This window comes from Kitasatospora sp. NPDC087861, assembly GCF_044742585.1.
GTDB lineage: Bacteria > Actinomycetota > Actinomycetes > Streptomycetales > Streptomycetaceae > Kitasatospora.
In genome coordinates, this window is record NZ_JBIUUS010000010.1 from 222,143 (window position 1) to 249,009 (window position 26,867).

17 protein-coding genes, 1 tRNA gene and 1 pseudogene are annotated in these 26,867 nt (G+C 74.3%); 7 read left to right on the forward strand and 12 right to left on the reverse strand.

The features are described from left to right. Nucleotides 1-63: 63 nt before the first annotated feature. Entirely contained in the window at nucleotides 64-1,314 is a 1,251-nt protein-coding gene (locus ACIOJE_RS17195) for a hypothetical protein (protein WP_400776996.1), read from the reverse strand. A gap of 267 nt (nucleotides 1,315-1,581) precedes the next feature. Here ACIOJE_RS17195 and ACIOJE_RS17200 point away from each other — a divergent pair, with 267 nt between their 5' ends. Then, entirely contained in the window at nucleotides 1,582-2,238 is a 657-nt protein-coding gene (locus tag ACIOJE_RS17200; RefSeq protein ID WP_280679820.1) for a histidine phosphatase family protein, read from the forward strand. Nucleotides 2,239-2,259: 21 nt separating this feature from the next. Here the strand turns inward: ACIOJE_RS17200 and ACIOJE_RS17205 are convergent, their stop codons facing one another. Then, nucleotides 2,260-3,864, reverse strand: coding sequence for a tetratricopeptide repeat protein (locus ACIOJE_RS17205; RefSeq protein ID WP_400776997.1), 1,605 nt, complete (start codon nucleotides 3,862-3,864; stop codon nucleotides 2,260-2,262). A 470-nt stretch (nucleotides 3,865-4,334) separates the two neighbouring features. Between ACIOJE_RS17205 and ACIOJE_RS17210 the strand changes: the two genes are divergently transcribed. Together ACIOJE_RS17210 and ACIOJE_RS17215 are read left to right on the forward strand one after the other, a co-directional pair. Continuing rightward, entirely contained in the window at nucleotides 4,335-4,859 is a 525-nt protein-coding gene (locus tag ACIOJE_RS17210) for a hypothetical protein (RefSeq protein ID WP_280679816.1), read from the forward strand. 127 nt (nucleotides 4,860-4,986) lie between these two features. After that, nucleotides 4,987-5,913, forward strand: a complete 927-nt coding sequence (locus ACIOJE_RS17215) for a spermidine synthase (RefSeq protein WP_400674157.1) — start codon at nucleotides 4,987-4,989, stop codon at nucleotides 5,911-5,913. Nucleotides 5,914-6,130: 217 nt separating this feature from the next. Here ACIOJE_RS17215 and ACIOJE_RS17220 read toward each other — a convergent pair whose 3' ends face one another. The 5 genes and pseudogenes from ACIOJE_RS17220 to ACIOJE_RS17240 all read right to left on the reverse strand — a co-directional run. Beyond that, nucleotides 6,131-7,087 (reverse strand): hypothetical protein, encoded by a 957-nt coding sequence (locus tag ACIOJE_RS17220; protein ID WP_400776998.1) that lies wholly within the window; start codon nucleotides 7,085-7,087, stop codon nucleotides 6,131-6,133. A 109-nt stretch (nucleotides 7,088-7,196) separates the two neighbouring features. Then, nucleotides 7,197-7,643: a DUF4442 domain-containing protein gene (locus tag ACIOJE_RS17225; protein WP_196948999.1), complete on the reverse strand. Its 447-nt coding sequence runs from the start codon at nucleotides 7,641-7,643 to the stop codon at nucleotides 7,197-7,199. 133 nt (nucleotides 7,644-7,776) lie between these two features. Next, nucleotides 7,777-7,852, reverse strand: a tRNA-His gene (locus tag ACIOJE_RS17230). A 132-nt stretch (nucleotides 7,853-7,984) separates the two neighbouring features. Next, nucleotides 7,985-8,599, reverse strand: a complete 615-nt coding sequence (orn, locus tag ACIOJE_RS17235; RefSeq protein WP_400777000.1) for an oligoribonuclease — start codon at nucleotides 8,597-8,599, stop codon at nucleotides 7,985-7,987. Between the two features lie 886 nt (nucleotides 8,600-9,485). Beyond that, nucleotides 9,486-10,485 (reverse strand): annotated as a pseudogene (locus ACIOJE_RS17240) (helix-turn-helix domain-containing protein); the annotation flags it as partial. A gap of 952 nt (nucleotides 10,486-11,437) precedes the next feature. Here ACIOJE_RS17240 and ACIOJE_RS17245 point away from each other — a divergent pair. Further along, nucleotides 11,438-12,238 carry a GNAT family N-acetyltransferase gene (locus ACIOJE_RS17245; protein ID WP_400777002.1) on the forward strand — a complete coding sequence of 267 codons (801 nt, stop codon included), beginning with the start codon at nucleotides 11,438-11,440 and terminating at the stop codon, nucleotides 12,236-12,238. 161 nt (nucleotides 12,239-12,399) lie between these two features. Here the strand turns inward: ACIOJE_RS17245 and ACIOJE_RS17250 are convergent, their stop codons facing one another. Continuing rightward, nucleotides 12,400-13,455, reverse strand: coding sequence for an HAD-IA family hydrolase (locus ACIOJE_RS17250; protein ID WP_400777004.1), 1,056 nt, complete (start codon nucleotides 13,453-13,455; stop codon nucleotides 12,400-12,402). Between the two features lie 1,026 nt (nucleotides 13,456-14,481). On the opposite strand from ACIOJE_RS17250, the gene ACIOJE_RS17255 reads away from it, so the two are divergent. Then, nucleotides 14,482-14,961 (forward strand): universal stress protein, encoded by a 480-nt coding sequence (locus tag ACIOJE_RS17255; protein ID WP_280680176.1) that lies wholly within the window; start codon nucleotides 14,482-14,484, stop codon nucleotides 14,959-14,961. Nucleotides 14,962-15,067: 106 nt separating this feature from the next. Here the strand turns inward: ACIOJE_RS17255 and ACIOJE_RS17260 are convergent, their stop codons facing one another. The 4 genes from ACIOJE_RS17260 to ACIOJE_RS17275 form a co-directional block, all read right to left on the reverse strand. Then, nucleotides 15,068-16,258 carry an acyl-CoA dehydrogenase family protein gene (locus ACIOJE_RS17260; RefSeq protein ID WP_280679802.1) on the reverse strand — a complete coding sequence of 397 codons (1,191 nt, stop codon included), beginning with the start codon at nucleotides 16,256-16,258 and terminating at the stop codon, nucleotides 15,068-15,070. 223 nt (nucleotides 16,259-16,481) lie between these two features. Continuing rightward, nucleotides 16,482-17,468, reverse strand: a complete 987-nt coding sequence (locus tag ACIOJE_RS17265; RefSeq protein ID WP_400777006.1) for a hydroxymethylglutaryl-CoA lyase — start codon at nucleotides 17,466-17,468, stop codon at nucleotides 16,482-16,484. Then, nucleotides 17,465-19,804, reverse strand: a complete 2,340-nt coding sequence (locus tag ACIOJE_RS17270; RefSeq protein ID WP_400777008.1) for an acetyl/propionyl/methylcrotonyl-CoA carboxylase subunit alpha — start codon at nucleotides 19,802-19,804, stop codon at nucleotides 17,465-17,467. Before ACIOJE_RS17270 ends, ACIOJE_RS17265 begins: the two co-directional genes overlap by 4 nt. Nucleotides 19,805-19,990: 186 nt before the next feature. Continuing rightward, nucleotides 19,991-21,703, reverse strand: coding sequence for a carboxyl transferase domain-containing protein (locus ACIOJE_RS17275; RefSeq protein WP_400777010.1), 1,713 nt, complete (start codon nucleotides 21,701-21,703; stop codon nucleotides 19,991-19,993). A 132-nt stretch (nucleotides 21,704-21,835) separates the two neighbouring features. On the opposite strand from ACIOJE_RS17275, the gene ACIOJE_RS17280 reads away from it, so the two are divergent. Beyond that, a complete protein-coding gene (locus ACIOJE_RS17280) occupies nucleotides 21,836-22,477 on the forward strand; it encodes a TetR/AcrR family transcriptional regulator (protein ID WP_280679794.1) in 642 nt (213 codons plus the stop codon). A 404-nt stretch (nucleotides 22,478-22,881) separates the two neighbouring features. Further along, complete coding sequence (locus tag ACIOJE_RS17285; protein WP_400777011.1) at nucleotides 22,882-26,850, forward strand: ABC transporter ATP-binding protein; 3,969 nt, start codon at nucleotides 22,882-22,884, stop codon at nucleotides 26,848-26,850. Nucleotides 26,851-26,867: the final 17 nt, after the last annotated feature.

The window sequence follows — 26,867 nt, forward strand, 5'->3', positions numbered from 1 at the left end:
CCGCGGGCCCGGCGTGGGTGTGCGCCCGCCCGCGGCCTTCGCCGGCGAGCCCGTTCCGTCCGCTCATGCGCGACCCGCCACCGGGATCCTGCCCAGCGCCTCGGCGCGCAGGGCGGCCGCGTAGGCCAGCCGCTCGGCCGCCTCGTCCGGGCCGGTCTCGGCATCGGTGGTGGCTTCGGCGGTGACGGCTTCGGTGGTGACGGCTTCGGTGGTGGCGGCGACGAGCGCCTGCGTCACCGTCCGGATGCTGCCCAACTCGCCGCGCACGCCCCGGCCCAGCTGCTCGACCCGGTCGCCGCAACGGGCCCGGGCGCGGCAGTGGAAGCCCAGCTCGCAGGTGGAGAGGCAGTCCGGGCCGTACGCGGCGGGCACCGCCTCGACCGAGGCGGCCAGCTCCTCGGCGGAGCGGGCCGGCACGCCGTCCTCGTCGGCCGCCAGGTCGAAGTCGGCCCCGGCCGGCAGCTCCGCCAGCAGTCGGCCGATGCCGGTCATCCGGCCCAGCTGGCGGCGGGTGGTGGCCAGCTCGCGGCGGACGTCGACGGCGACGGCCGTCGGCCGGTTGCCGAAGTCCTTCGGGCAGACCAGCAGCACGCTCGACCGGGGACTGCCCGGCAGCCGCTGCTCGGTGTACGGGTCCGTGGCGAGCGGCCGGCCGGCCAGCGCGGCGGCGGCCTGCTGGAGCGCCAGCACGTACACGGCGGCCTGCCGGGCGGCGGCGCCGACCTTGGCCGGGTCCGCGCCGCCGTCCAGCACCGGGAAGGACTTGATCTCGACCACCGTGCACCGGCCGCCGTGCACCACGACCGCGTCCGGCTCCAGGTAGGCGGTGCCGCCGGCCACGTCCAGCCGCAGCATCGGGTGGTCCAGCAGCGTCCAGGCGTCCGGGTCGGCGGCGGCCCGGGCCAGCGCCTCGACCGTCCGGTCGGCCCGGACGGCGGGGCCGGAGCGGTGCAGCAGATCCGGTACCTGCACGGGGGCGCCGCCGTCCGCCGGGACGCCGAGGTGGGCGCGCAGCGGCTCCAGCAGCGCGGCGTAGTCGTCCGCCTTCAGCCGGGACTCGAAGATCACGCCGCGGGCGATCGCGAACGGGGACTGCCCGAAGGGCGCGGGGCGGCCGAGCCGGGCGGCCAGCGCCGACTTGTCCACCCCCGCCGCGTCGAGCACGGCGCGGCGGTGGCAGCCGGGATTGGCGGCGAGCGCGGCGAGGGAGCGGGCGTTCAGACTGCGCTGCGGTGCCGGTCCGCGCAGCTCGGCGAGCCGCTGGGCGAGCGGCTCAGCGTGCCCGCTGGACGGGACGTTCGTCGAGACGTTCATGGTGCGGCCCAGTGTCGCACCCGGGTCCGACAATGCGGTGCGGACCGGCCTGTTCCGGCCTGTTCCGGCCTGAACCGCGCGTCCCCGCCGGAGGGGACACCCCGCGCCGTGGTCGGCCGGACACCCGTTCCGCTCCGAGCGCCGTCCGCCCCGGGGCCGTTCCCGCCCGGCCCGCGATCGTGCCCGCCGTCCGGGTGAGGGATCATGGAACCCGGTGCTCAAGGGTGAGACCGACCGTTGCCACCGCCCCGCTGCGAGGAGCCTGCCATGCCCGCCCGAATCGTGCTGGTCCGCCACGGCGAGACCGAATGGTCGGCCACCGGCCGCCACACCGGCCGCACCGACATCCCGCTGACCGAGGAAGGCCGCGCCATGGCCAGGGCCCTCGGTGCCCGCCTGGCCAAGGCCCCCTGGAACGGGCTGCCGGACGCGCTCGTCTACACCAGCCCGCTCGGCCGCGCCAAGGAGACCTGCGCGCTGGCCGGCTTCGGCGACCGCGCGGTCGAGCGCCCGGAACTCATGGAGTGGGACTACGGCCAGTACGAGGGCCGCACCGGCGCGGACATCCGCGCCACCGACCACCCCGGCTGGCTGATCTGGCGCGACGGTGTGCCCGGCGGCGAGAAGCTGTCCGAGGTGGCCGCCCGGGTGGACGCCTTCCTCGCCGACCTGAACGAGGAGCACGGTGTCCCCGAGGCCGACACCACCGTCATGCACTGCGCCGACCGGGACGTCGTCCTGTTCGCGCACGGCCACCTGCTGCGCATCCTGACCGCCCGCTGGCTGGGCCTGCCGCCCGAGTTCGCCCAGCGGTTCAAGCTCGGCACGGCCGCGCTCTGCGTGCTGTCCTGGGAGTACGGCGCGCCGGCCGTGGAGGTCTGGAACGACCTCTCCCACCTGGAGGGCCTGGCTGCCGGACACTGACGGCACGTCAACAGCCGTGCCTCAGGCGGCCGCCGCCTGGTCGTACCCGACCAGGAAGCGGCGGACCTCGGGCGCGGCGGCGTGCGGGCGCAGCCGTTCGGCGGTGTCCGCCAGCATGCTCCGGATCCGGGCCGAGCGGACCTCGCCGAACAGCGCCACGGCGGCCGAGCCGTGGTGTGCCGCGCCCGCCAAGTCGCCCCGGCCGAGCCGGTCGTGGGCCAGCTCGGCGGTGTACAGCACCCGGTTGCGGACGAAGTGCGGCTGCTGCAGCGCTATGGCCAGCCCGGCCTGCGCGCTGGCGCGGTCCCAGTCGCCGAGCGCGGACCAGCACTGCGACTGCAGGCCGGCGATCTCCGCCTCGCCGAAGAAGGACATCCACTCCGGATCGTCCTCGGAGGGGCCGCGGTCGAACAGGATGTACGCCCGGGCGATCGCGCGTTCGCAGGCGGCGCGGTCCTGCAGCAGCGCCCAGCCGCCGGCCTCGCGCATGGCCAGCAGCGCGAGCAGCCGGTCGGAGTCCAGCTGGCGGGCGGCGACCTGCCCGGCCTGGGCGGCGCGCAGCGCCTCGCGCGGCCGGCCGGCGTCCCGGGCGAGGAAGGCGCTGTTGCAGAACACGTGCGCCTCCAGCGCGGCGTCGCCGGCCATGCGGGCGGTGGCGAGCGCCTCGGCGTAGAGCGAGCGGGCGTCCGCCAGCCGGTTCGAGTCGTGCGCCAACCAGCCGACCGAGATGGCGAGTTCGCCGGCTCCGGCCTGGAGCCGGCGTTCGGTCTCCGCGGTGTACTCACCCTCGTTGAGCAGGAGGTAGGCGGTGCGCAGCGACTGTCCGGCGCGTTCGAACAGGGTGTCGCCGCCGTACGCGTCGTCGGCCAACCGGATGTCCCGGACGGCCTGTTCGACGCAGAGCACCTCGGCGGCACCGACCTTGCAGGGCGGCGGTACGGGCCGGGGCCGGCCGGGCACGAAGGCGCCGGGGCCCGGGTCGAACAGCGCGGGTGCCGCGGGTGCCGCGGGTGCCGCGGGTGCGGCGGTGGGGGCGGCGGCCACCGCCGCGGCCATGGTCGGCCGGTCGATGCCGACCACGGTGGCCAGCGCGGTCGGGCCGCCGGCCAGGAACGTACGGCGACGCACGTCGTCGTTCTCCTCGTCGAGATAGGGCGATCCATCGGGCCCCCGGGGCACCGCGACGGCGTTCGGCCACGGGGGCCCGTCCGAAGCGGCTGGATCCGCGTACGGCGAGGCAGCGTACGGGAGTTGAGTGGAGAGTGGTGAGCGCGGGGCGGGCAGGGGCGGGAACGGCGGGTGGAGCGTGGGCATTTCGGCGCTCCCGCCGGCGCTCTCCGCTGAGCGGCGGCGGACAGCGGTCCGGGGGGAGAAGCCGAGGTCGGTGAGCGTGCGATCCGGCCACATGTGCCGAAAGACCCGCTCGTAGGCGTAGTTGGGGCAGCGGATCTCACCGGATTCGACCCGTCCGACGTAGCGGGCGTCGCAGGACACGTGCTCCCCGATCTCCCGGGCCGCCCGGCGCACGGCCATGGCGAACTCGCCGGGTGAGCGGTCGCCGCGCAGTGCGCGCATCGCGGTGTTGGGTGACGGGCGGTTCGGCTCGGCCGGTGGGGTGGCTGCCATGGTGCGCTCCGTGGTCGTGCGGGGGCGGTGGTGCGGGCGCGGGGCCGGGGCCGGAGGTGCGCGGGTGTACGGGGTGCGAGGGTCGGGGTGCGGTGCGGTGCGGGGGTCGGGGTGCGGTGCGGGGGTCGATGGACGGGGGCCGGGGTTGGACTGTGCGGCGGTGCGGGAACGGCCCGATGGGGCCGGTGGGGTCGTGGTGATCCGCCACCGACAGTACCCGGCGTGACGGGCCGAACACAGCCGGTTTGTGGGAGATGTGCTAACAATTCGGTATAAACCGGGCGGGGTTGTGGGTTATCCGCCATGAAATGCCATGCCTTGCTGTAAGGCGCCCCGTGGCCTCGGGCGGGTCCGCCGCGTTGTCCTGATACGTGGAAGCCCAGGCCGTCGCCCCGGCCCGCCGCTCGTCCCCGCGGCCCCCACCTCCCCGGGCGGCAGTGCTTCCGACCCGACCAGGTACAGGAGGGCCCATGATGGCCACCGGACTGCCGCAGTACCGACCGGTCGCCGGGGGTGTGCTGGCCGGCGCCGCCCCCGCCCTGCTCCCCGATCCGGCCGACGACCGGATCCCCGGCCGGGGCCCGGTCGAGGGCGGCCGCGCCTCCTGCGGCGGGCGACACCCGGGCCACCGCCTCGTCCCCAGCGTGGACCAGGACACCCTCGTCACCACCTACGACACCGTGACGGTCGCCCTGCGGCACGGCCTGGAGGCGGTCGACATCCTGCGGCTGCGCCGCGCCTGCGGGGCCGTCCTGCAGAGCCGCAACGGCAGCACCGTCACCTTCCTCGTCCCCGCCGGCACCTTCGAGACCTGGCACCTGCCCGGCAGCTCCTGTACGGCCGGCGCCCTGCTGCCGGCCGGCACCGACCCACGCTGGGTGATGCCCCCCGCCGGCGCCGTCTGCGCCGCCCGCCCCACTGACGCCTGGGTACTCCGCTCCGCCCTCTGCGAGGCCGCCTGCACACTCACCGCAGGCGGCCTCGGCCCGTTCTAGCGGGCGTGCCGTGCGGATCCCGCCGGGCCGCGAGCCTGGCCCGCCCCTCCGGCCGGATCCACCCGGCACGCCCCCCGAACATCCCTGACCTGCGAGGTCGCTCCGCCCGGCGGCGATAATGGCGGTCATGGGACGAAGCAGCAGAGCCGCCCGGGGCGCGGGCCGCAGCACCGAGCGCGACACCGGGCCGGCCGTCACCGGCCCCGGCGGCCGCACCCACGCCCAGGGTCCGCTCACCAGCCCCGTCGGCTCCGGCCTCGCCGAACTGCGCCCCGACCGCGACCGCCCCGCGGCCTGGTCGCTGCTGATCGACGGCGCACCGCAGTCGCTGGTCGACCTCGCCGATCCCACCCACCTGGGCTTCGAGTACCAGCGCCGGCTCGGCCACCTGATCGACCTGGTCGCCCCGCCCGGCCGCCCGCTCACCGTGCTGCACCTCGGCGGCGGCGCCCTCACCCTGGCCCGCTACGTCGCGGCCACCCGGCCCCGCTCCCGCCAGCAGGTCGCCGAGATCGACACCGCGCTCACCGAACTCGTCCGCACCGAACTCCCGTTGGAGCGCGGCTGGCAGATCAAGGTGCGCGGCGCCGACGCCCGCAGCGTGCTCGAACGCACCCCCGAGGGCAGCGTCGACCTGGTCATCACCGACGTCTTCTCCGGCGCCCGCACCCCGGCCCACTGCACCACCGTCGAGTTCACCGCCCTCGCCGCCCGCGCCCTCGCCCCTGGCGGCTGGTACGCGGCCAACATCGCCGACGGCTCGTCCCTGCCCTTCGCCCGCTCCCAGATCGCCACCCTCGGCGCCGTCTTCCCCGAACTGTGCCTGGTCGCCGACCCGGCCGTGCTGCGCGGCAAGCGCTTCGGGAACCTCGTCCTCGCCGGCGCCCACACCCCCCTCCCGATCGCCGACCTCACCCGCCGCGTCGCCTCCGACTCCGCCCTCGGCCGGGTCGAACACGGCCCCGCCCTCACCGCCTTCGCCGCCGGGGCCACCCCCGCCACGGACGCCACCGCGGCCCCCTCCCCGGCCCCGCCCCCGGGCGTCTTCCGCTGACCACCCGCAGGGCCGGGCGGCCGGAATCCACCGGTGGCCCCCCGGGTCGCGGCCGACAGCGGCCGTCGTCGCCCGGCCCGCGCACCGAGCCGTACTGCCGCGCGATGGGCGCCACCCGGATCGGCCGCACGCCGTCCGGTTCGATCCCCGGGGGTGAACTCCCCCTGCCGGCACTGGAGCTGTGGTCGGGGGCCTGATCCCCGGGGCCTCATCCCGTTCAGTGCCCGCGCGGCAGGCCGCGGTGTTTGCACATGGCCGCGCCGGTCAGCAGCAGTCCGGCGGCGATCGGCGCGAGGACGGCGGTCGCGGTGGCGGAGCCGTCGTCCAGGGCCGTTACCGTGGCGGTGTCGGCGAGCGTGAGTGTCTCGGGCGGCTCGGCGGGCGTGCCGGGCGGGGCCGGTACGGCGGTGGTGGCGCCCGCCTGGTCGGAACTCGTGGCGGGTCCGACCGCGCCCGGTCCGTCCGGCGCGGTGGCCTCCTGGACCGTGGACTCCCCGGACTCCCCGGAGGCCGCTCCGGGCGGGCGCGCGGAGGTGGCCGGGGCGGCGGAGCGGCCGGTGCCGGTGCCGGGGCGTGCGGGGGTGCGCAGCTCGGCGGGCTCGCCGTCCCGGGAGGCGCGCGTCCCGGTGGGGCGGCCCTGGGTTGGGACGGGGTCGAGCAGACCGGAGGCGAGCGCGAAGGCGTCGGGGACGGCGGCCCGCTGGCCGGGCAGGGGGAGTCCGCCGGAGCGGATCCGGTCCTGGAGGACGTCGCCGACCGTCCCGGTGGCGCCGGTGACGCCGGTGTCGGAGCCGGTGCCGGTCAGGTCCCCGGCGAGTCCGGGGGAGTCGGCCGCCTCCCCGGCCGCCGCGCCCCCGGACTCGCCGGGCCGCTTGGCTGACTGGCCGTCGCGCGCGGGCTGCCCGGCCTGGACGGCCTGCCCGTTGTGCACGGGCTGGGCGTGCACGGCCCCGCTGTGCAGGGCACGGCGGACGGCGGGCTGTGCCTGGGCCGGCAGCGGGTCGACGGACGCGGCGTACGCGCCGGGAGCACCGAAGCCCCAGAGCTGGACGAGGAGGGCACCGCCGGCCGCGACGGCGCGGAGGTGGGGCAGCCACCGGCCGATCGCGCTCCGCACGCCGACGCCGCCACGGGGGGCGGGTTCCTGGGGCTTGGTCGCGTGATTGGCTCGCATGTGAGTTGAGAACGAGCGGACGGGTCGTGAGGTCACGCCCGCCGTCACGGACAGTCATCGCACGGGTGGCCCCGGGGCCTGCTTCCCGGGGCCACCGGCCGCGGGACGGTCAGGAGTTGGGGCGCAGGGTCCAGGTGACGGTCATCACGCCGGTGACGGCGCCGTCGGCGCGGGTGATCTCGACGGTGACCGGGAACTCGGGGCGGCCGCCGGCGTCCAGCTCGGCGACGACCTCGGCGGCGGGGCGGCCGAGCACGGCGGTGGCGGTGACGTCTCCCATGGCCAGCTTCTTGTACGCGATCTCGGCGTTCACCGCGAGCGGCACGGCCCGGGAGAGCTGGTCGCCGAACGCGGCGAGCACGATGCAGCCGCTGGCGGACTCGGCGAGGGTGAACATCGCGCCGGCGTGCGGTCCGCCCACGTGGTTGTGGTACGCGGGCTGGTCGGGCAGCCGGAGCACGGCGCGTTCCGGGGTGGTCTCCAGGTACTCGAGCTTGAGGGTGTGCGCCATCGGCACGGTGGAGTCGAGCAGCTGGCCGATCGAAGGTGTGGTCATGGCGGCAATGTTACTAGTCGGTAGCTTCCGGCGGCAGGCCTGCGCCGGGAAAACCCGAACCGCCGTGGACAACTGAGGGAACGCGAAAACGCCCAAGGGGCCGACCTCTTGAAGAGATCGGCCCCTCGGGCTCTGGGGTGAGTGACGGGACTCGAACCCGCGGCCACCTGGACCACAACCAGGTGCTCTACCAACTGAGCTACACCCACCATCTGTCCGGACCGTTCCCGCTCTCGCGTTCCCGTTCCGACAGGAAGAACTCTACAGGATCCGAGAGGGTGCTCGCGCCAGGGTTTCGTTCCGGCGAACGCGGGCACCCCGGTGGACCTCCTGGACGCCGGTCAGTCCGTCGGTCGGTCCGTCGGGGCCTGGTACTTCTCGGCGATGGCGCGCGCGGTGTCGGTGTCCGGGCCGGGCTGTGGGACGAACACCGCCTCGCGGTAGTACCGCAGTTCGTCGATGCTCTCGCGGATGTCGGCGAGCGCCCGGTGGTTGCCGCCCTTCTGCGGGCTGCTGTAGTACGCCTTCGGGTACCAGCGGCGGGCCAGCTCCTTGATCGAGGAGACGTCCACGATCCGGTAGTGCAGGTGCTTCTCCAGGGCCGGCATGTCCCGGGCGAGGAAGCCGCGGTCGGTGGCCACCGAGTTGCCGCACAGCGGCGTCCGCCCGGCCTCCGGCACGTGCTGGCGGATGTACGCGAGCACCCGCTCCTCGGCCTCGGCCAGCGTCACGCCCTGCTCCAGCTCGTCCAGCAGCCCGGAGGAGGTGTGCATCGTGCGCACCACCTCGGGCATGCTCGCCAGCGCCTCCGCCGGCGGGCGGATGATGACGTCCACACCCTCGCCGAGGATGTTCAGCTCGGAGTCCGTCACCAGCGCCGCGACCTCGACCAGGGCGTCCCGGTCGAGGTCGAGGCCGGTCATTTCACAGTCGATCCATACCAAACGGTCATTCACACAGGTCACCCTACGGCGCGATCACGCGCCGCGGGGACCGCGGGAGCCGAGCGGGGCTCCGGGGCGCAGCCCTCGGCCTGGTGCTCCTCCGTGCCGCCGAGCTGGCCGTGGCCGTCCGGGCGCTCGCCCTCCCGGCCGGTCCGGACCGCGTGGCCGTCCCGCCCGGGGCGGCCCTCGCGGGTGGTCCGGGCGCCGTCGGCCGCCGCCACCCGGCCGCCCTGCGGACGGCCCTGCGGCGCCCTCGCCGGTCGGCCCCGGAGCTCGCCCGCCCCGGCCGTCGGCTGCCCGCCGGGGGCGGGAGCCGGCACCCGGCCGGTCGCCGCGCCGTGACCGCGCCCGGCGGAGCCCGCCGCGGTACCCGGCTCGTCCGCGGGCCGTTCGACCGCGCTGCGGTGCCCCTGTCCCTGGCCGCGCGCCCCCGGCTGGGGGTGGCCGTCCTCCGCCGCGGCGTGCTCCGCGGTGCGTGGCGGGCGCCCCGCCCCCGGCCCGGCCTGCGGCGGGACCAGCGGCGACCGCGCCGGACCGCGCCCCGCACCCGGCTGCCCGGGGTGCGGCTGCTGTGCGGCCGGCTGGTGCGGATACGGCTGTCCGGCACGGGCGTGGAAGGACTGCGAGGCCGGCGTCCCGGCCTGCCCCGGACCGAACGGGCCGGGCTGGCCGTGCGGGCCCAGGTGTCCGGGCGCGACCGGCGGTGCGCCGTGCGGCAACGGCTGCCCGTGCGCGCCGCCCGGCATCGGTGCGCCGTTCCCGGCCGGGAACTGGTGCGCGGGCTGCGCACCGCCGAACAGTGCCCCGCCCGACCCGGCCGCGGCGGCCGCCGCCGCGTGCGGCAGGGCGCCGGGCAGCCGCAGGTCGCCGCCGTGCGGGCCGGTCGGCACGGCCGACTGCGGCCCGGGCCGGCGAGCCCGGTAGCTGGTCCGGTACGCGGCCGGGGACACCCCGAGCTGGCGGCGGAAGTGCCCGCGCAGCGCCACCGGCGAACGGAACCCGCAGCGGCGGGCGACGTCGTCCACCGACAGCTCCGAGGTCTCCAGCAGCCGCTGCGCCTGGAGCACCCGCTGGGTGATCAGCCACTGCAACGGCGCGCTGCCGGTGAGCGTGCGGAACCGCCGGTCGAAGGTGCGCCGACTCATGTAGGCGCGCGCCGCCAGCACCTCGACGTCGAACTGCTGGTTGAGGTTCTCCAACGCCCAGGTGACCACCTCGGCCAGCGGGTCGTTGCCGATCTCCTCCGGTAAAGACTGATCGATGTACTGGGCCTGTCCGCCGCCGCTGCGACGGCTCGGCACCACCAGCCGGCGGGCCAGTGCGTTGGCCGCCTCGGCGCCGTGGTCGCTGCGCACCACGTGCAGGCACAGGTCGATGCCGGCGGCGGTGCCGGCCGAGGTGAGCACGTCGCCGTCGTCGACGAAGAGCTCGCGCGGGTCGACGTGCACCCGGGGGTAGCGCTTGGCCAGCGTCGGCGCGTACATCCAGTGGGTGGTCGCCGGGCGGCCGTCGAGCAGGCCGGCGGCGGCGAGGACGAAGGCGCCGGTGCAGAGCCCGATGATCCGCGCGCCCTCGTGGTGGGCCTTGCGCAGGGCGGTGATCGCCTCGACCGGCGGGGGCTGCGAGATCGAGCGCCAGGCCGGTACCACGATCGTGCCGGCCCGGGCGAGGGCCTCCAGGCCGTACGGGGCGGAGAGGGTGAGGCCGCCGGTGGTGGCGAGCGGGCCCTCCTCCCCGGCGCAGACCAGCAGTCGGTAGCGCGGCACCCCGGCGTCCTGGCGGTCGACGCCGAAGACGGAGAGCGGGATCGAGCTCTCGAAGATCGGGGCGCCGCCGAAGATCAGCACCGCGACGGTCTCGCGGCGGCGCCGGCCGGAGAGCTTGCGCGGGGCGGAGATCGTGACCGGGGTCGGGGAGCCGTTCGCACCGGGTCCGCCGTGGCCCAGCGGGCCGTGGCCGGGGGAGCCCAGGGGGAGACCGGCGAGGGGGCCGCCCAGTGCGCCGGCGGGGGTGCCGTTCAGGCCAGGGGCGCCGTTCGTCCCGTTCGTCCCGCTCGGTCCGCCGTAGCCGGAGTAGGCGGTGAAGTCGCTGCCGTAGGCCTGCGGGTGGCCGACGGTGCCTCGGCTGACGGCGTGTCCGCCGTGCGCTGCTCCGCCGTGTGTTGCTCCGCCGTGTGCCGGTCCGCCGTAGGTCGCTCCGCCGTGTGTCGTCCCGCCGTGCTCCGGGGCCGCCGCCGTGGTGCCGTTGGCGGCGCCGCCGGGGGAGGACACTGCGGGGTACGGGGAGTGCGAGGCGGCGCCCGAGGTGCCGGAGTTGCGGGTGGTGGCGGCGATCGCGGAGGTGCCAGTGCTTCTCGCGGACCGACCCGCGATACCGGCCACCGCCTGGCCGCTGTCAGGACCCGCGTCGCTCCTGCTCACCCTGCTCAAGGCGCTCAAGCCCCCTCGGTGGTGTGGTGTGGGTGGTGCGGCACTGCTCGCCAAGATCGAAATCTATCGGGTGGACCATTGCCGTTGTGACAAGTTCACCATCCGACGCTATGTCGACATGGCAATTTGGCGTGATGCATTCGATCACGAAGCGTGGCACCCGTCGACCTTTCTGGGAAGAGGGCCGGTGCAACGGTGGCTGGTTGTCGCAGGACCGGTCCTGGGGCGTCCGGCTCCCGCGCGCCCGGTCGGCGGGTCTGGACTGCGGATTTGCCCAAGCGGGAGGGATCGGCGCGAAATTGACCGAAAATCGGCGGTGCACGGGAGGGCGCACAGAAAGAGTCTGTGCGCCTCCCAGGCTTCATCCGGCCAAGGCCGGGGCGGCGGAACCGGGGCGCGACGCCCGGGTTACCGTCCTGCCGTGAATACCAACAGCCGGCTCGAACAGGCCAACGACAACGCCGCCGCCTTCTGGCTCGCCCAAGCCCGCGTGCACGGCTGGCGGTTCCGTACCCGACCGGGCTGGACGGCGGTTCGCTGCGCCCGCACCCCGGAGGACGCGCACCGCGTCGTGGTCACTCGCCCGTACACCGAACCAGGCTTGGTGGAACGTGAGTTGGAAGACCTCCTGGGCGAGTGGGAGACCATCCGCTTCACCCTGGAAGACCCGTACGGCGGGCTCGACCTGACCCGCTTCGGCGCCACCCGGATGCCGATCATGCCGGTGATGACCCGTGAACCCGGGCCGGTCGAAGGAGCGTCGGCGGCCCTCCCCGCCCTCTCGGAGGCGCACGGCGGCGGCTCCCTGACGGTCGATGAGGCGCGGGACGGCGACACCTTCGCGCAGGTCGAGCGGGCGATCGTGGACGGGTTCCCGCTGCCCGCCCGGCAGCCCTGGACCCGTGGCGACGCGCTCCCGGAGCGCCTGTGGGGCGAACCCGGGTGGCGGGCCTGGCTGGGGCGCGTCGACGGTGTCACCGCGGGCACCTGCCTCACCTACGACGACGGCCGGGCCACCGGGGTGTACTGGGTCGCCACGCTGCCCGCCCAGCGCGGCCGGGGCGTGGCCCGCGCCGTCCTCCAGGCCGCCCTGGCCCACGCGCATCCCGACCGCCCTGCCACCCTGGTCGCCACCTCGCTCGGTGAACCGCTCTACCGCAAGCTCGGGTTCACCGAGCAGGCCCGCACCTGCTGGTGGACCCGAACCTCCGTTGACGGCTGACGGCTGACGGCTGACGGCTGACGGCTGACGACTGACGGTTGGGGTTTGGCGGCTGATGGCTGGCGTTTGGCGTTTGACGGCTGACGGCCGGGCCGCCGCGTGGCGGACGGTTGGCCGAGAAGCGGGTGGGGTGGCAGGCGGGCCGGTGGCGCGGGAAGGTGCTACGGGGCGGCGGCCGCCGGCGCCACGGCGAACGTGGTCCGCGCCGGACCGGTCCCATCGGCCGTTGCGCGGACCGGCGTTGGGCGCGCCAATGCGGCGACGCGGCGCGCATTCGCGCCGGGATCCGTGCCCGCGGGCCCTCCCGAGCGGCCGTCGGCGACCACGGCAAGCTCGCCGGTGCGGTTTCGGACATCCGACCCCGCCACCGCAGCACCCGGGGCACCGGCCGCCCCGACGGTCACGACCGCGGGCGCAAACGAGCCATCAGAGGCGGCCGCCGTCGGCCGTGCGCCGGACCGCGCGCTGAGGAGCGCCGTCGCGCGCACCGGCGCTCCGATGGAGCGCCGCCCGACCGGGCCGCCCGCGCGGATGCCCGGCCGGGGCGACGGCGCATTGCGCGCGGCGAGCACCTGCCCGACGGCCTCCGGCAGACCGGCCGCCTTCAGCGTCGGCCGGTAGCCGGGCTCGGCCCAGGGGCGGCCGTGGTGCAGCCAGACGCTGCGCAGGCCGGCCAGTTCGGCGCCGGCGATGTCGGCTGGCGCGTGGTCCCCGACCATCCAGGTGTGCGCGGCCCAGTTCCCGGTGGGCGCGACGCCGCACCGCTGGGCGGCTATCTCGAAGATCAGCGGATCCGGTTTGACGCAGTCCGCCTCCTCGGAGATGACCCAGCCGTCGACCAGCGGCCCCAGCCCGGTCCGCCGGATCTTCTCCAACTGCGGCCGGGTGCCGCCGTTGCTGACGATGCCGAGCGTCCACCCGGCCGCCCGCGCCGCCCGCAACGCGTCGACGTGTCCGGTGGGGCAGTGGATGTGGGAGTTGATGCCGCGTCGGTAGTGGGCGAGCAGGAACTCGGCGGAGGCGTCCAGACCGTAGCGGCGCCGGACAGCGGACAGTACGGTGCTGCGCGGTACGTAGCCGCCGCCGTCGAGGGTGACGAGCCAGTCGAGGTCTCCGGGCGGTAGGTCGCGTTCGGACAGAAAATCCTGAGCCCAGGCCCGGAAAGCGGCGTCCCTGGGGAGCAGCGTGTTGTCGAGGTCGAACAGGAGCAGGGGCATGCCGAGCATGGTGCCAGCGGCTGCGCCTATGCACCTGGCAAATGCCAGACAGCGTCGCGAAGCCGTACACAGTGGCTGAAACGGGTTCCAGGACCAGGCGTACGGATGGGTCAGGGCGGGTCGGCTGAGGCTCGCGGGGCGTGACGGTTCGCGACGTGTCGCAACGGATCGTCGCCGATCCATGACAGTCCGGTCACGGTGTCCGGTGGGCCTGTTGCGTCGACTGGTCCGCTCAGTCAAGCTCCAGGGAACCTCCTTTCCGGAGGGGGCGCGTCGCCTGCGGGCAGGGCGCACTGCCGTCGGCGGGCGCATCCTCCTTTCGCGGGAACAACGTCGCTCCGAGGCTTCACCGCTGGGCTGGGCCTCCTACCCGTCGTACTCTGAAAGGAACAGGTCACATACGGTGCTGCGCGGCGCAGACCGACGTCATCCCGTGGGCGGGCCTGCTGCCCGGGCAGCGTTGTCCTCTCCTGTTGGCCCCTCTCCCTCGAAGAGCCGTGAGCCATGGCTGGTTTTGAGTCCTCCCGACCGGTGGAACCGGACGCCCCCCGCAGCGCGGGCGCAGCGACCGGGGACGACGACGGCCACGCGGACCGCGCCCCAGCCGACGGGCGCACCGAGGTATCGGGCCTGCTGCCTGCCGGCAGGAAGCCCGACGGGCAGATTGACGAACCGGGCCGCACGCCGGCCGCCGCGCACGCTGACGAGCGCGCCGCCGACCGGGCCGGCGAGCCGTCCGCCGACCGCGCCGACGAGCAGGCCGGTGACCGCACAGTCGACCGTGCCGGTGACCGCGCCGACACCCCAGGTGGCGCCGGTGACCCGAGCACCGAGGAAGCCGGCCCCGGGCGGGGCGACCCCCAGGGCTTCGCGCGTGCTCTGCGTGGCCTCGTCCGGCGCGGCGGCCTCGCTCGACGCGGCCGTTCAGGGCCTCGCCAGCGGCGTGGCGAGTCTGCGGTCGACGCGGCGGGGTCTCCGGTGACGGGCCGCGTGGGCCCGGGTGCCGAGCGCCCGGAGGCGTCCGGCCTGCCTGGTGCGCACACCGAGTCGACGGCCCAGGACGCGTCCGCGCGCTCCCTCGACCCGGTGTTCCAGCACGGCGTCGTGGTCGGTTTCGACGGCTCATTGTCGAGTGAGCGCGCCCTCGCCTACGCGGTGGGCATGGCGCGTCGTTCGCAGTGCGGCCTGGTGATCGTGCACGTCGCCAACCGCCTGCCCGCCACTGTCTGGGCAGGCTGTGAACCTCCCGTCTTCGTCGACCTCCCCGACCACCGGACCGAGGTTCTGGGCCTGGAACTCGCCTGCGCGGACTTCCTCACCGGGGTGCCGTGGATCCTGATCGAGCGCGGCGGCGACATCTGCCACGAGATCGAGGAGGTCGGCCGTGAGTACGCCGCCGACGCGATCGTCGTCGGCACGACACACGGCCTGCTCGGCAAGATCTTCGGCTCGGTCTCCGGACGGCTGGCGCGGCGGGCCAACCGCCCGGTGATCGTGATCCCCTGACGCCCTCTCAGGGCGCTGCTTGCGCGCGCCCCTCGGGACGTCTCGCCGCTGTCGCCCGCTCCTCAACACCGCCTGAGGAGCGGGGTGTTGCTCCGGTCGGCTCGGCTCAGAACGCGGCGCCGATCTCCCGGGCGATGAGCATGCGCTGAACCTCCGATGTGCCCTCCCCGATTTCCAGGATCTTGCAGTCGCGCCAGAAACGGGCGACCGGGAACTCGTTCATGAAGCCGTACCCGCCGTGGATCTGGGTCGCCTCGCGGGCGTTGTCGACGGCGGCCTCGGACGAGTACAGCTTCGCGATCGCGGCCTCCTTCTTGAACGGTTCGCCGTGCAGCAGCCGGGAGGCGGCGTCCCGCCAGGCCAGGCGGGAGGTGTGGGCGCGCAGCTCCATGTCGGCAAGCTTGAACTGGATGGCCTGGTTGGCGCCGATCGGCCGGCCGAAGGCCCGGCGCGTGCCGGCGTACTTGACGGACTCGTCGACGCACCCCTGGGCCAGGCCGGTGGCCAGGGCTGCGATCGCGATGCGGCCCTCGTCGAGGATCCGCAGGAACTGGGCGTAGCCTCGGCCACGCTCGCCCAGCAGGTTGGCCGCAGGAACGCGGCAGTCGGTAAAGGACAGTTCGTGGGTGTCGGATGCGTTCCACCCGACCTTCGAGTACTTCTTCGATACCTGGAACCCCGGGGTTCCGGTGGGCACGATGATGGAAGAGATTTCGCGCGTTGGCGAGCGGAATTCGCCTTCTTCACTCGAACGAGCGATCGGTTCCGTGAGGGCGGTGACGGTGACCAGACCGGTGATGTCCGTGCCGGAATTCGTGATGAAGCACTTGGTGCCGTTGATGACCCACTCGTCGGTGGTCTCGTCGTACCGCGCCGTCGTGCGGGTCGCGCCGGCGTCCGAGCCGCCCTCGGGCTCGGTCAGACCGAAGGCGCCGAGAAGTTCGCCGGAGGTCAGCCGGGGCAGCCACTCGCGCTTCTGCTCCTCCGTCCCGAACCGGTGGATCGGCATCGCACCGAGCGAGACGGCCGCCTCCAGGGTGATCGCCACCGAGGAGTCGACCCGGGCGAGCTCCTCCAGGGCGATGCCGAGCGCGAAGTAGTCACCGCCCATGCCGCCGTACTCCTCCGGGAAGGGCAGGCCGAACAGGCCCATGCGCCCCATCTCGCGGACGATCTCGTAGGGGAACTCCTCCCGCTCGTAGAACCCGCCGATCTTGGGCGCCACCACGTCCTGGGCGAACTCGGCGACGGTGCGCCGCAGGTCCTCGTACTCGCTGCTGAGCCGGTGGTCGAACATGGTGATCCTCCTGGGGCCCGGCCGGGGTGGCCGCGGGCGTGAGCGGGATGACCGGCGCCCGCCTGATGGTGTGACGGTCGCACGGTGTGGTTGGACGATGAGCGGTGCCTGGTGCCTGGTGCCTGGTGCCTGGTGCCTGGTGCCTGAGACACGGTGCCTGAGGCCCGGTGCTGGTGAGGCCCGGGTTCCGGGTGGCCGGCACCGGGGGAGCGGTGGGGCGGGGTCAGCCCCGGGCGGCGCCGAGCAGCGCCTGGACGGTGCGGGACGGGCTCGGGCGGCCGAGCTGCTCGGCCATCCAGCCGCTGGTGGCGACCAGCGCGCGCAGGTCGACCCCGGTCCGGATGCCGAGTCCGTGCAGCATCCACACCAGGTCCTCGGTGGCCAGGTTGCCGGTGGCGCTCTTCGCGTACGGGCAGCCGCCGAGGCCGCCCGCCGAGGCGTCCACCGTGGTGACCCCCTCGCGCAGGGCCGTCAGGGTGTTGCTGAGCGCCTGGCCGTAGGTGTCGTGGAAGTGCACGGCGAGCCGGTCGGCCGGCACTCCGGCCCGCGCGAAGCCGGCCAGCAGGGCGCCGACCTGGCCCGGGGTGGCCACGCCGATGGTGTCGCCGAGGCTCAGCTCCGCGCAGCCCATCTCCAGCAGCCGCACGCCGTACCCGACCACCTGGGAGACCGGGACCGGTCCCTCCCAGGGGTCGCCGAAGCACATCGAGAGGTAGCCGCGGACCGCCACCCCGGCCTCGGCGGCCCGCGCCACGACCGGGCGGAACATCGCCATCGCCTCGTCCGCCGAGCGGTTGAGGTTGCGGTGGGCGAAGGTCTCGGTGGCGCTGGCGAACACCGCGATGTCGGTGGCGTGGTGGGCGAGCGCGCGGTCGAGGCCGCGCTCGTTGGGCACCAGCACCGGCAGCCGCAGGCCGGGGTGACGCTCCGGCAGACCGGCGAGCCGGGGCATCAGCTCCTCGGCGTCGGCCAGCTGCGGTACCCATTTCGGGTGAACGAAGCTGGTCGCCTCGACGGTGCGCAGCCCGGCGGCCGCGAGCCGGGCGATGAACTCCGCCTTGACCTCGACGGGCACCAGGGAGCCCTCGTTCTGCAGGCCGTCGCGCGGCCCGACCTCGTGGATCCGGACCTCCTCGGGCAGGCCGGCGGCACGGACGGGGTCGGGCAGGCCCAGGTCTAGCGCGTCGGGTTCGCGGGCGGGGGCGGTCATGACCGCACCTCGGCGGGCACGGGGGCGGACTGCTCGGCGGCGTCGTCCTCGGCCGGGGCGACCACGACCAGCAGTTCCTCCATCGCGACGGTGGCGCCGGCGGTGGCCCGCAGTTCGGCGACCACGCCGTCGTGCGGGGCGGTGATCACGTGTTCCATTTTCATGGCCTCCAACACGAGCAGGGGCTGGCCCTTGCGGACCGTCTCGCCCGCCGTGGTCTTGACGACGGTGACGGTCCCGGGCATCGGGGCGGTCAGGGCGCCGTGGTGGGCGGCGGTTCCGGCGGTGCTCTCGCCGACCGGGTCGTAGGCGTGCAGCGACCAGGCGTCGCCCTCGACGCCGAGCCAGGTCACCGGGCCGGCGGCGAGGCCGGGGGTGGCGTCGGTGGACAGCGCGAACGCGGTCTGCAGTCCGTCGACGGTCAGGTGCAGCCGGTCGGCGGTCAGGGTCGCGCGGGCGCGGTGGACGTGGCCGGCGTCGAGCCGGAGCTCCACCTCGCGGGTGAGCTCGGCGGGATTGTCAGTGGCATCGGCTACGTTGCCCGCAGTGATCGAACGGATGCGCACCGAGACCGGGTCCTGGCCGGGGGTACGGAGTCGGTGGGTGGTCCAGGCGGGGGTGCCGCCCAGGCGCCAGCCGGAGGGAAGGGAGAACGGGTCGGTCCAGCCGCCGGGGTCGGCGGCCGGGGTCAGGTCCAGGTGCCGCGCCAGCGCGGCCGCGTAGTAGAGGAGGTGGGCAGGTGGTGGTGTTTCGACCGTCAGCGGGCCGGTCGCTTCGGCGTCGGCTTCGTTCACCACGGTTGCCGCGCTCGCTTCGTTCGCCGCATGCGCCGCATGTGCTGCATCCGCCGCGTTCATCGCGTTCGTCGCACCCGCCGCGTTCGTCGGGGAGTACGGCGAGGCGAGCAGGGCGGGTTGCTGTTGGGCCGTCTGTTCCACCAGGCCGGTGTCCAGTCGGCCGGCGACGACCTCGGGGTGTGCGAGTAGCCGTCGCAGGAATCCCGTATTGGTGGTGACGCCCAGGATGCGGGTGTCGGCCAGTGCGGCGCGGAGCCGGCGCAGCGCGGTCGGGCGGTCGGGCCCGTACGCGATGACCTTGGCGAGCATGGGGTCGTAGGCGCTGGTGACGACGGATCCGGGGGCGACCCCGGAGTCGACGCGTACGCCCTCGCCCCGGGGCTCGTCCAGGACGAGGATGCGCCCGCCGGTGGGCAGGAAGTCCCGTTCCGGGTCCTCAGCGCAGATCCGGGCCTCGATGGCGTGGCCCAGGAAGGAGATGTCGGACTGATCGAAGGAGAGCCGTTCGCCCGAGGCGATCCGCAGCTGCCACTCGACCAGGTCGAGTCGGGCTGAATCGTCGCCGACGGCGATGGCGAGTTCGGTGACGGGGTGTTCCACCTGGAGGCGGGTGTTCATCTCCATGAAGAAGAAGTCCCGAACCCCCTCCTCGGCGGAGGTGGTGGTGGGGGAGTCCGGGTCGATGCCGGGGACGATGAACTCCACGGTGCCGGCCCCGGTGTAGCCGCAGGACTCCGCGGCTCGGACGGCCGCGGCGCCCATCGCGGCGCGGGTCTCGGCGTTGAGGAGAACGGAGGGAGCCTCTTCGATCAGTTTCTGATGGCGGCGCTGGAGGCTGCACTCGCGCTCGCCGAGGTGGACGGTGGCGCCGTGGGCGTCGGCGAGCACCTGCACCTCGATGTGGCGCGGTCGGTCGATCCAGCGTTCCAGCAGCAGGGTGTCGTCGCCGAAGGCGGTCCGGGCGACGCGGCGGGCGGCGGCGATCTCGGTGGGCAGGTCGACGGGGTCCCGCACGAGGCGCATGCCCTTGCCACCGCCGCCAGCGGACGGCTTGAGCAGCACGGGGTAGCCGATCTCCTCGGCGGCGGCGAGGAGGTCCTCGTCGGTGGGCGCGGTGGCCTGGCTGCCGGGGACCACCGGGACGCCGGCGGTCCGGACGGCCTCCTTGGCGTTGATCTTGTCACCCATCAGTTCGACCGCACCGGGAGGAGGTCCGATGAAGACGAGGCCGGCGTCGGCGCAGGCGCGGGCGAAGCCGGCGTTCTCGGCGAGGAAGCCGTAGCCGGGGTGGACGGCCTGGGCGCCGGTGCGGCGGGCGGCGGCGAGGATCTGGTCGGTGCGCAGATAGGTCTCGGCCGCGGAGCTGTCGCTGCGGTCGGCCGGGCCGAGCCGGACCGCGACGTCCGCCTCGCGGACGTGCGGCGCGTCGGCGTCGGCGTCGCTGAACACGGCGACCGAGCGCACACCGAGCCGCCGCAGGGTGCGGATCACCCGGAGGGCGATCTCGCCGCGGTTGGCGACCAGAACTGTGTCGAACATGGGAGGCGTTCCTCCGGGTCGAGGGGAGCCGTACGAAGGAGGTGGCGATGGAGGGGGAGGCGGCGCCGGCACGGGCGGTGCGCCGGCGCCGCGGGAGTCACACACCCGAGCGGAGTCATACCCGAGCGGAGTCACACCCGAGTGGGGTCACCTCCATGGGAGGAGGTCACACCCACCGGAGCGGGGTCACATTCGGAAGACCCCGTACGGGCCGGGCGGCGGGAGCGGGGCGTTGGCGCAGGCGGTGAGGGCGAGGCCGACGACGGTGCGGGTGTCCATCGGGTCGATCACGCCGTCGTCCCAGAGCCGGGCGGTGGCGTAGTAGGCGTTGCCCTGGTGCTCGTACTGCTCGCGGACGGGGCGCTTGAACTCCTCCTCCGCCTCGGCCGGCCACTGCTCGCCGTGGGCCTCCAACTGGTCGCGGCGGACGGTGGCGAGGACGGAGGCCGCCTGTTCACCGCCCATCACGGAGATCTTGGAGCCCGGCCACATCCACAGGAAGCGAGGTGAGTAGGCCCGGCCGCACATCGAGTAGTTGCCGGCTCCGTACGAGCCGCCGATCACCACGGTCAGCTTCGGGACGCGGGTGCAGGCGACGGCGTTGACCATCTTGGCGCCGTGCTTGGCGATGCCGCCCGCCTCGTACTGCCGGCCGACCATGAACCCGGTGATGTTCTGCAGGAAGAGGAGGGGGATGCCGCGCTGGTCGCACAACTCGATGAAGTGGGCGCCCTTGAGGGCCGACTCGGAGAACAGCACGCCGTTGTTGGCGACGATGCCGACGGGGTGGCCGTGGATCCGGGCGAAGCCGGTGACGAGGGTCGCGCCGTACTCGGCCTTGAACTCGGCGAACCGGCTGCCGTCGACCAGCCGGGCGATCACCTCGCGCACGTCGTAGGGCGTGCGCGGGTCGACCGGGACGGCCCCGTACAGGCCGGCCGGGTCCACGGTCGGCGGCTCGACCGGGGTGAGCGGCCACGGCCTGGCCGAGCGCGGGCCGAGCCCGGCCACGATCGTGCGGACGATGGAGAGGGCGTGGGCGTCGTCCTCGGCCAGGTGGTCCGTCACGCCCGAGGTACGGGAGTGCAGGTCGCCGCCGCCCAGTTCCTCGGCGGTGACCACCTCGCCGGTGGCGGCCTTCACCAGCGGTGGCCCGCCCAGGAAGATCGTGCCCTGGTTGCGCACGATCACGGCCTGGTCGCTCATCGCCGGGACGTACGCACCGCCGGCCGTGCAGGAGCCGAGCACGGCGGCGATCTGCGGGATGCCCGCGGCGGAGAGCCTGGCCTGGTTGTAGAAGATCCGGCCGAAGTGGTCGCGGTCCGGGAAGACCTCGTCCTGCATGGGGAGGAAGGCGCCGCCGGAGTCCACCAGGTAGACACAGGGCAGCCGGTTCTCCAGCGCGACCTCCTGGGCGCGCAGGTGCTTCTTGACGGTCATCGGGTAGTAGGTGCCGCCCTTGACGGTGGCGTCGTTGGCGACGACCACCACCTCGCGTCCGGCGACCCGGCCGATGCCCGCGATCACCCCGGCCGCGGGCGCCGCCCCGCCGTACATCCCGTCGGCGGCCAGCGGGGCCAGTTCCAGGAAGGGCGAGGCCGGGTCGAGCAGGGTGTCCACCCGGTCGCGGGGGAGGAGCTTGCCGCGCGCCGTGTGCCGGGCGCGGGCCTTGGCGCCGCCGCCGAGGGCCGCCGCGTCGAGTTTCGCGCGCAGTTCGGCGACGAGGGCCCGGTGCGCCTCGGCGTTGGCGAGGTAGGCGGCGGAACCCGGATCGACCGAGGTGCCGAGCCGGGGCGCGGGAGCGGCGGCTCCCGGCGGGACGGCACCTGGCGCCGCCGTGGCGCCGGTCGCTGCGCTGCCATGGACGCTGGTGGGTACGCCGGCGGTTGAGATGACCATTCCCAAGAGCTCCCTTGCCCTCGGCAGCAGGTGGGCGGCCGGAAGTGGTGCGCCCATGATCCCTACGTTAATTAACGTTAACTTACCCTCCCAGGTTAACGGTCGATAACCCGACTGTCTACGATGGGCAGCATGCCGAACGTCCCCGCAGCCTCCGCGCTCCCACGCCGCGACCAGATCCGTCGGGAGGCCGCGCGCCTCTTCGCGGCCCGGGGCTTCCTCGGGGTGGGCGTGGACGAGATCGGCAAGGCCGTCGGCATCAGCGGCCCCGGGCTCTACCGCCACTTCGCCGGAAAGGACGCGATGCTCGCCGATCTGCTGATCGGCATCAGTGAGCGCCTGCTGGAGGAGGGGCGGCGTCGGGCGGGCGGCGGTGACGGTCCGGCCGCCGCGTTGGACGCGCTGATCGGCGGCCACGTCGACTTCGCCCTCGACGACCGCGACCTGATCACCCTGCACGACCGCGAGCTGCTGAACCTCAAGGAGGAGGACCGTCGCACCGTCCGCCGCCTCCAGCGCGGCTACGTCGAGCTGTGGGTGGACGTGGTCCGGCAGGTCTACCCGCAGCTGACCGGCCCAGCCGCCGAGCCGGTGGCCCGGGCCACCGTGCACGCCGTCTTCGGCCTGATCAACTCGACCCCGCACAGCCTCGGCCCGAACCTCACCCAGGACGAGCGCTCCGGCCTCCAGCGCGACGGCATGGCCGCCCTGCTGCACGCCCTCGCCCAGGGTGCCTTCGCGGCGGCGGCCGACTCGGTGTCCGCGCCCGCCTGAGCCGGGCCTGCCCCGGGACGTGCACCAGGGCCTCAAGGCCGGGCGGGTTCCAAGGCCGGGCGGGTCCCAAGGCCGGGCGGGTCCCAAGGCCGGACGAGCCCCAAGGCCGGGCGGGCTTCAAGGCTGGATGGGCCCCGGTGGCCCCGGCGGCCCCGGCGCCCTAGGTCCAAAGGACGGCGCCCGCCCGTCCTTGGCCGCTGGGCGTTCGGCGGGCCGTCCGCGACCCTGGAAGTAGGCGGGGGCCGCTGGGCGGTGCGGGGATTCGATCGGGAATCACCGCAGGCCGCAGGCTGTTGGTCAGTCCGCCGGACCGGACGATCAGGGCTGCCTCGGTCCGCTCCGACCCTGCCCGGGTCGGAAAACGCCGTGGCGGCCACCCGACGAAATGGTTAGCATCCCTAAATATGCCTGAGACTCACGGATCCACGGTGGAGCAATCCCCGAGCGGCTCACCGACCCCCGGCGCGAGCCCGCAGCCGGACGGCGACCACCCGCAGGCCGCCGGCTGGCTGCACCGCCTGGTCGGCTACTGCTGGCGGTCCCGCCGCAGCGTGCTGCTCGCGTTCGGCGCCTCGCTCGTCGGCATGGCCGTCACCTCGCTGGTGCCGCTGGTCACCAAGCTGATCATCGACGACGTCATCACCGCCCACACCCGCTCGCTGGTCCCCTGGGCGGTGGTGCTGCTGCTCGCCGCCGCCGTCGTCTTCGGCTGCACCCAGGTCCGCCGCTACTACGGTGGTCAGCTCGCCCTGGACGTCCAGCACGACATGCGCAGCGACCTGTTCCGCTCGCTCGGCCGACTCGACGGCCACCGCCAGGACCGCCTGGACACCGGCCAGGTGGTCGGGCGCGCGACCTCCGACCTCCAGCTGATCAACGGCCTGCTCTCGATGCTGCCGATGATGACCGGCTACCTGCTGATGTTCGTCATGTCGCTGGCCGTGATGATCTGGCTCTCCCCGCCGCTGACCCTGATAGCCGTGGTGATGGGCCCCGTGCTGTGGTGGATCACCGTCCTCAGCCGCAAGCGGCTGTTCCCCGCCACCTGGGCCGCCCAACAGGAGGCGGCCGCCGTCGCGGGCGTGGTGGACGGCGCGATCGGCGGCGTCCGGGTGGTCAAGGGCTTCGGCCAGGAGACGCAGGAGCTGGACAAGCTGGAGCGGGCCTCCCGCGACCTGTTCGCCGCCCGGCTCCGGGCGATCCGGCTCAACGCCCGCTACAACCCGGCGATGCAGGTCATCCCCGCGCTCGCGCAGGTCGCGGTGCTGGCCTTCGGTGGCTGGCTGGCCGTCGACGGCCAGGTCTCGCTCGGAACCTTCGTCGCCTTCTCCACCTACGTCGCGCAGATGACCGGCCCGGTGCGGATGCTCACCATGGTCATCACGGTCGGCCAACAGGCGCGGGCCGGGGTGGAGCGCGTCCTCCAGCTGATCGACGAGCGCCCGCTGGTCCAGGAGCGCCCGGACGCGCTCACCCTGGACCTCACCGGAGACGGCACCCGTGACGGAGCCACCGCCGGCGCCGGCGATAGTGCCACCGCCGGCACCCGCGAGGGCGCCACCGCGGGCCCCCGCACCTCCGACGTCGCGTTGGAGTTCGACCAGGTCGAGTTCCGCTACGACCCCGAGCACCCCGCCCCCGTGCTGCACGGCCTCAGCCTGAAGCTCGCGCCCGGCGAGACCCTCGCCCTGGTCGGGGCCTCCGGCTCCGGCAAGTCGACGGTGGCGCAACTGGTGCCGCGCTTCTACGACCCGGCGGCCGGCGCCGTCCGGCTCTACGGCCACGACCTGCGCGACCTCACCCTGGACTCGGTCCGCGCGGCGGTCGGCATCGTCCCCGAGGAGAGCTTCCTGTTCTCCGAGTCGGTCCGCACCAACATCGCCTACGGCCGCCCGGACGCCACGGACGAGCAGATCCTGGCGGCCGCACGCGCCGCCCAGGCCGACGAGTTCATCCGCGCGCTGCCGGACGGCTACGAGACCAAGGTCGGCGAGCAGGGCCTGACCCTCTCCGGCGGCCAGCGCCAGCGGATCGCGCTGGCCCGGGCGATCCTCACCGACCCTCGGATCCTGCTGCTGGACGACGCCACCTCCGCGGTGGACCCGCAGATCGAGGCGGAGATCCACGACGCGCTGCGCTCGGTGATGACCGGCCGCACCACGCTGCTGATCGCCCACCGCCGCTCGACCCTCCAACTCGCCGACCGGATCGCCGTCCTGGACCACGGTCGGCTGCTGGACATCGGGACGCACGAGGAACTCGACGCCCGATGTCCCCAGTACCGGGCCCTGATCACCGATCCCGAGGCCGGCCGCACCACCCGGCCGTCCGAGGTCGAGCCGGCCTCCGAGCCGGCCTCTGAGCCGATTGACGCGCCGACCTCCGCGCACACCGCCGAGCACGTCTCCGAGCCGACACGAGGGCAGGCACACGGGCAGACACACGGGCAGGCACAAGAGCAGGCCCCGGCGACGCCCCCCGCCCTCCCCACCCCCGCCCTGGTCAAGGCGGCCCGCACCGCCGACCCCGACCTGCTCACCAAGGTCGCCGCCCTCCCGCCGGCCGCCGACTCCCCGGCGGTCCCCCGCGCCCAGGCCGAGGCCGGCGACCCGGACTTCACCCTCCGCCGCCTGCTGCGCCCCTTCCGCGCCCCGCTCGCCCTCGCCCTCCTGCTCGTCGCCCTCGACGCGGGCGCCGGCCTGGTGCTGCCCGTGCTGATCCGGCACGGCATCGACCAGGGCGTGAGCAAAGCCCTGATGTCCGGGGTCGCCGTGGCCGCACTCACCGCGCTCGTCGTGGTGCTGCTGGACTGGGTGGTGCAGAGCGCCGAGAACCGGGTCAGCGGCCGTACCGGCGAGCGGGTGCTCTACACGCTCCGGCTCAAGATCTTCGCCCACCTCAACCGGCTCGGCCTGGACTACTACGAGCGCGAGCTGTCCGGCCGGATCATGACCCGGATGACCACCGACCTGGACTCGCTGACGTCCTTCCTGCAGACGGGCGTGGTCACCGCCGCGGTCAGCGTGCTGACCTTCGCCGGGATCTTCGCCGCGCTGCTGATCATCGACGCCGGCCTGGCCCTGGTGGTCTTCGCGGTGCTGCCCCTGCTGGTGATCGCCACGCTGGTGTTCCGCAGGAAGTCCAGGGACCAGTACGAGCTGTCCCGGGACCTCATCAGCACCGTCAACGCCGACCTGCAGGAGAACGTGGCCGGCATGCGGATCGTCCAGGCCTTCCGCCGCCTGGACACCAACACCGACCGCTTCGTCGCCCGGGGCGTCGCCTACCGCGAGGCCCGGGTGCGCGCGCAGCTGTACATCTCGCTGTACTTCCCGTTCGTCCAGTTCCTCTCCAGCGTGGCCGCCGCACTGGTGCTGATCGTGGGCGCGGCCCGGGTCGACGCCGGGACGCTGACGGTCGGCGCGCTGGTCGCGTACCTGCTGTACATCGATCTGTTCTTCGCACCGGTCAACCAGCTGTCCCAGGTGTTCGACGGCTACCAGCAGGCCGCGGTGGGCCTCGGCCGGATCCGGGAGCTGCTGCGCACCCCGACCACCACGGCCGAGGTGGCCGACCCCGTCCCGGTGCCCAAGGGGCTGCGCGGTGAGATTTCCTTCGAGGGCGTCGGCTTCGCCTACAACGGCGGTGCGGACGGCGCCCCGAGCGTGCTGACCGGCGTGGATCTGCACATACCGGCCGGGCAGACGGTGGCCCTGGTGGGTGAGACCGGTGCCGGCAAGTCGACGCTGGTGAAGCTGGTCGCCCGGTTCTACGACGCGACGGCGGGCACCGTGCGGGTGGACGGCGTCGACCTCACCCGCTTCGACCTGGCGCAGTACCGCCACCGGTTGGGCGTGGTGCCGCAGGAGGCGTACCTGTTCGCGGGCACGGTGCGCGAGGCGATCGCCTACGGCCGGCCCGACGCCTCGGCGGCCGAGGTGGAGGCGGCGGCACGGGCGGTGGGCGCGCACGACATGATCGTCCGGCTGTCCGGAGGCTACGACCACGAGGTCGCGGGCCGCGGCCGCAACCTCTCCGCGGGCCAGCGCCAGTTGATCGCCCTGGCCCGGGCCGAACTGGTCGATCCGGACATCCTGCTGCTCGACGAGGCGACCGCGGCACTTGACCTGGCCACCGAGGCGGCGGTCAACCAGGCTGCGGACCGGCTCAGCGGTGGCCGCACCACGCTGGTCATCGCCCACCGGCTGACCACCGCCGAGCGCGCCGACCGGGTCGTCGTGCTGGACCACGGCCGGGTGGTCGAGGACGGCACGCACACCGAACTGCTCGCCCGGGGCGGCACGTACGCCCGGCTCTGGCAGGCGTTCATCGCGGACGGCCACCCGGCGGTCGAGACCGTCGCTGCCGGGTAGTCCGCCGCCCGGGAACT

Coding starts and splice junctions, on each gene's coding strand:
- ACIOJE_RS17250 (WP_400777004.1), bottom strand. CDS start 13,455: ATGCCCCTGCTCCTGTTCGACCTCGACAACACGCTGCTCCCCAGGGAC.
- ACIOJE_RS17280 (WP_280679794.1), top strand. CDS start 21,836: ATGCCGAACGTCCCCGCAGCCTCCGCGCTCCCACGCCGCGACCAGATC.
- ACIOJE_RS17220 (WP_400776998.1), bottom strand. CDS start 7,087: ATGCGAGCCAATCACGCGACCAAGCCCCAGGAACCCGCCCCCCGTGGC.
- ACIOJE_RS17265 (WP_400777006.1), bottom strand. CDS start 17,468: ATGACCGCCCCCGCCCGCGAACCCGACGCGCTAGACCTGGGCCTGCCC.
- ACIOJE_RS17260 (WP_280679802.1), bottom strand. CDS start 16,258: ATGTTCGACCACCGGCTCAGCAGCGAGTACGAGGACCTGCGGCGCACC.
- ACIOJE_RS17205 (WP_400776997.1), bottom strand. CDS start 3,864: ATGGCAGCCACCCCACCGGCCGAGCCGAACCGCCCGTCACCCAACACC.
- ACIOJE_RS17195 (WP_400776996.1), bottom strand. CDS start 1,314: ATGAACGTCTCGACGAACGTCCCGTCCAGCGGGCACGCTGAGCCGCTC.
- ACIOJE_RS17210 (WP_280679816.1), top strand. CDS start 4,335: ATGATGGCCACCGGACTGCCGCAGTACCGACCGGTCGCCGGGGGTGTG.
- ACIOJE_RS17285 (WP_400777011.1), top strand. CDS start 22,882: ATGCCTGAGACTCACGGATCCACGGTGGAGCAATCCCCGAGCGGCTCA.
- ACIOJE_RS17275 (WP_400777010.1), bottom strand. CDS start 21,703: ATGGTCATCTCAACCGCCGGCGTACCCACCAGCGTCCATGGCAGCGCA.
- ACIOJE_RS17225 (WP_196948999.1), bottom strand. CDS start 7,643: ATGACCACACCTTCGATCGGCCAGCTGCTCGACTCCACCGTGCCGATG.
- ACIOJE_RS17270 (WP_400777008.1), bottom strand. CDS start 19,804: ATGTTCGACACAGTTCTGGTCGCCAACCGCGGCGAGATCGCCCTCCGG.
- ACIOJE_RS17200 (WP_280679820.1), top strand. CDS start 1,582: ATGCCCGCCCGAATCGTGCTGGTCCGCCACGGCGAGACCGAATGGTCG.
- ACIOJE_RS17215 (WP_400674157.1), top strand. CDS start 4,987: ATGGGACGAAGCAGCAGAGCCGCCCGGGGCGCGGGCCGCAGCACCGAG.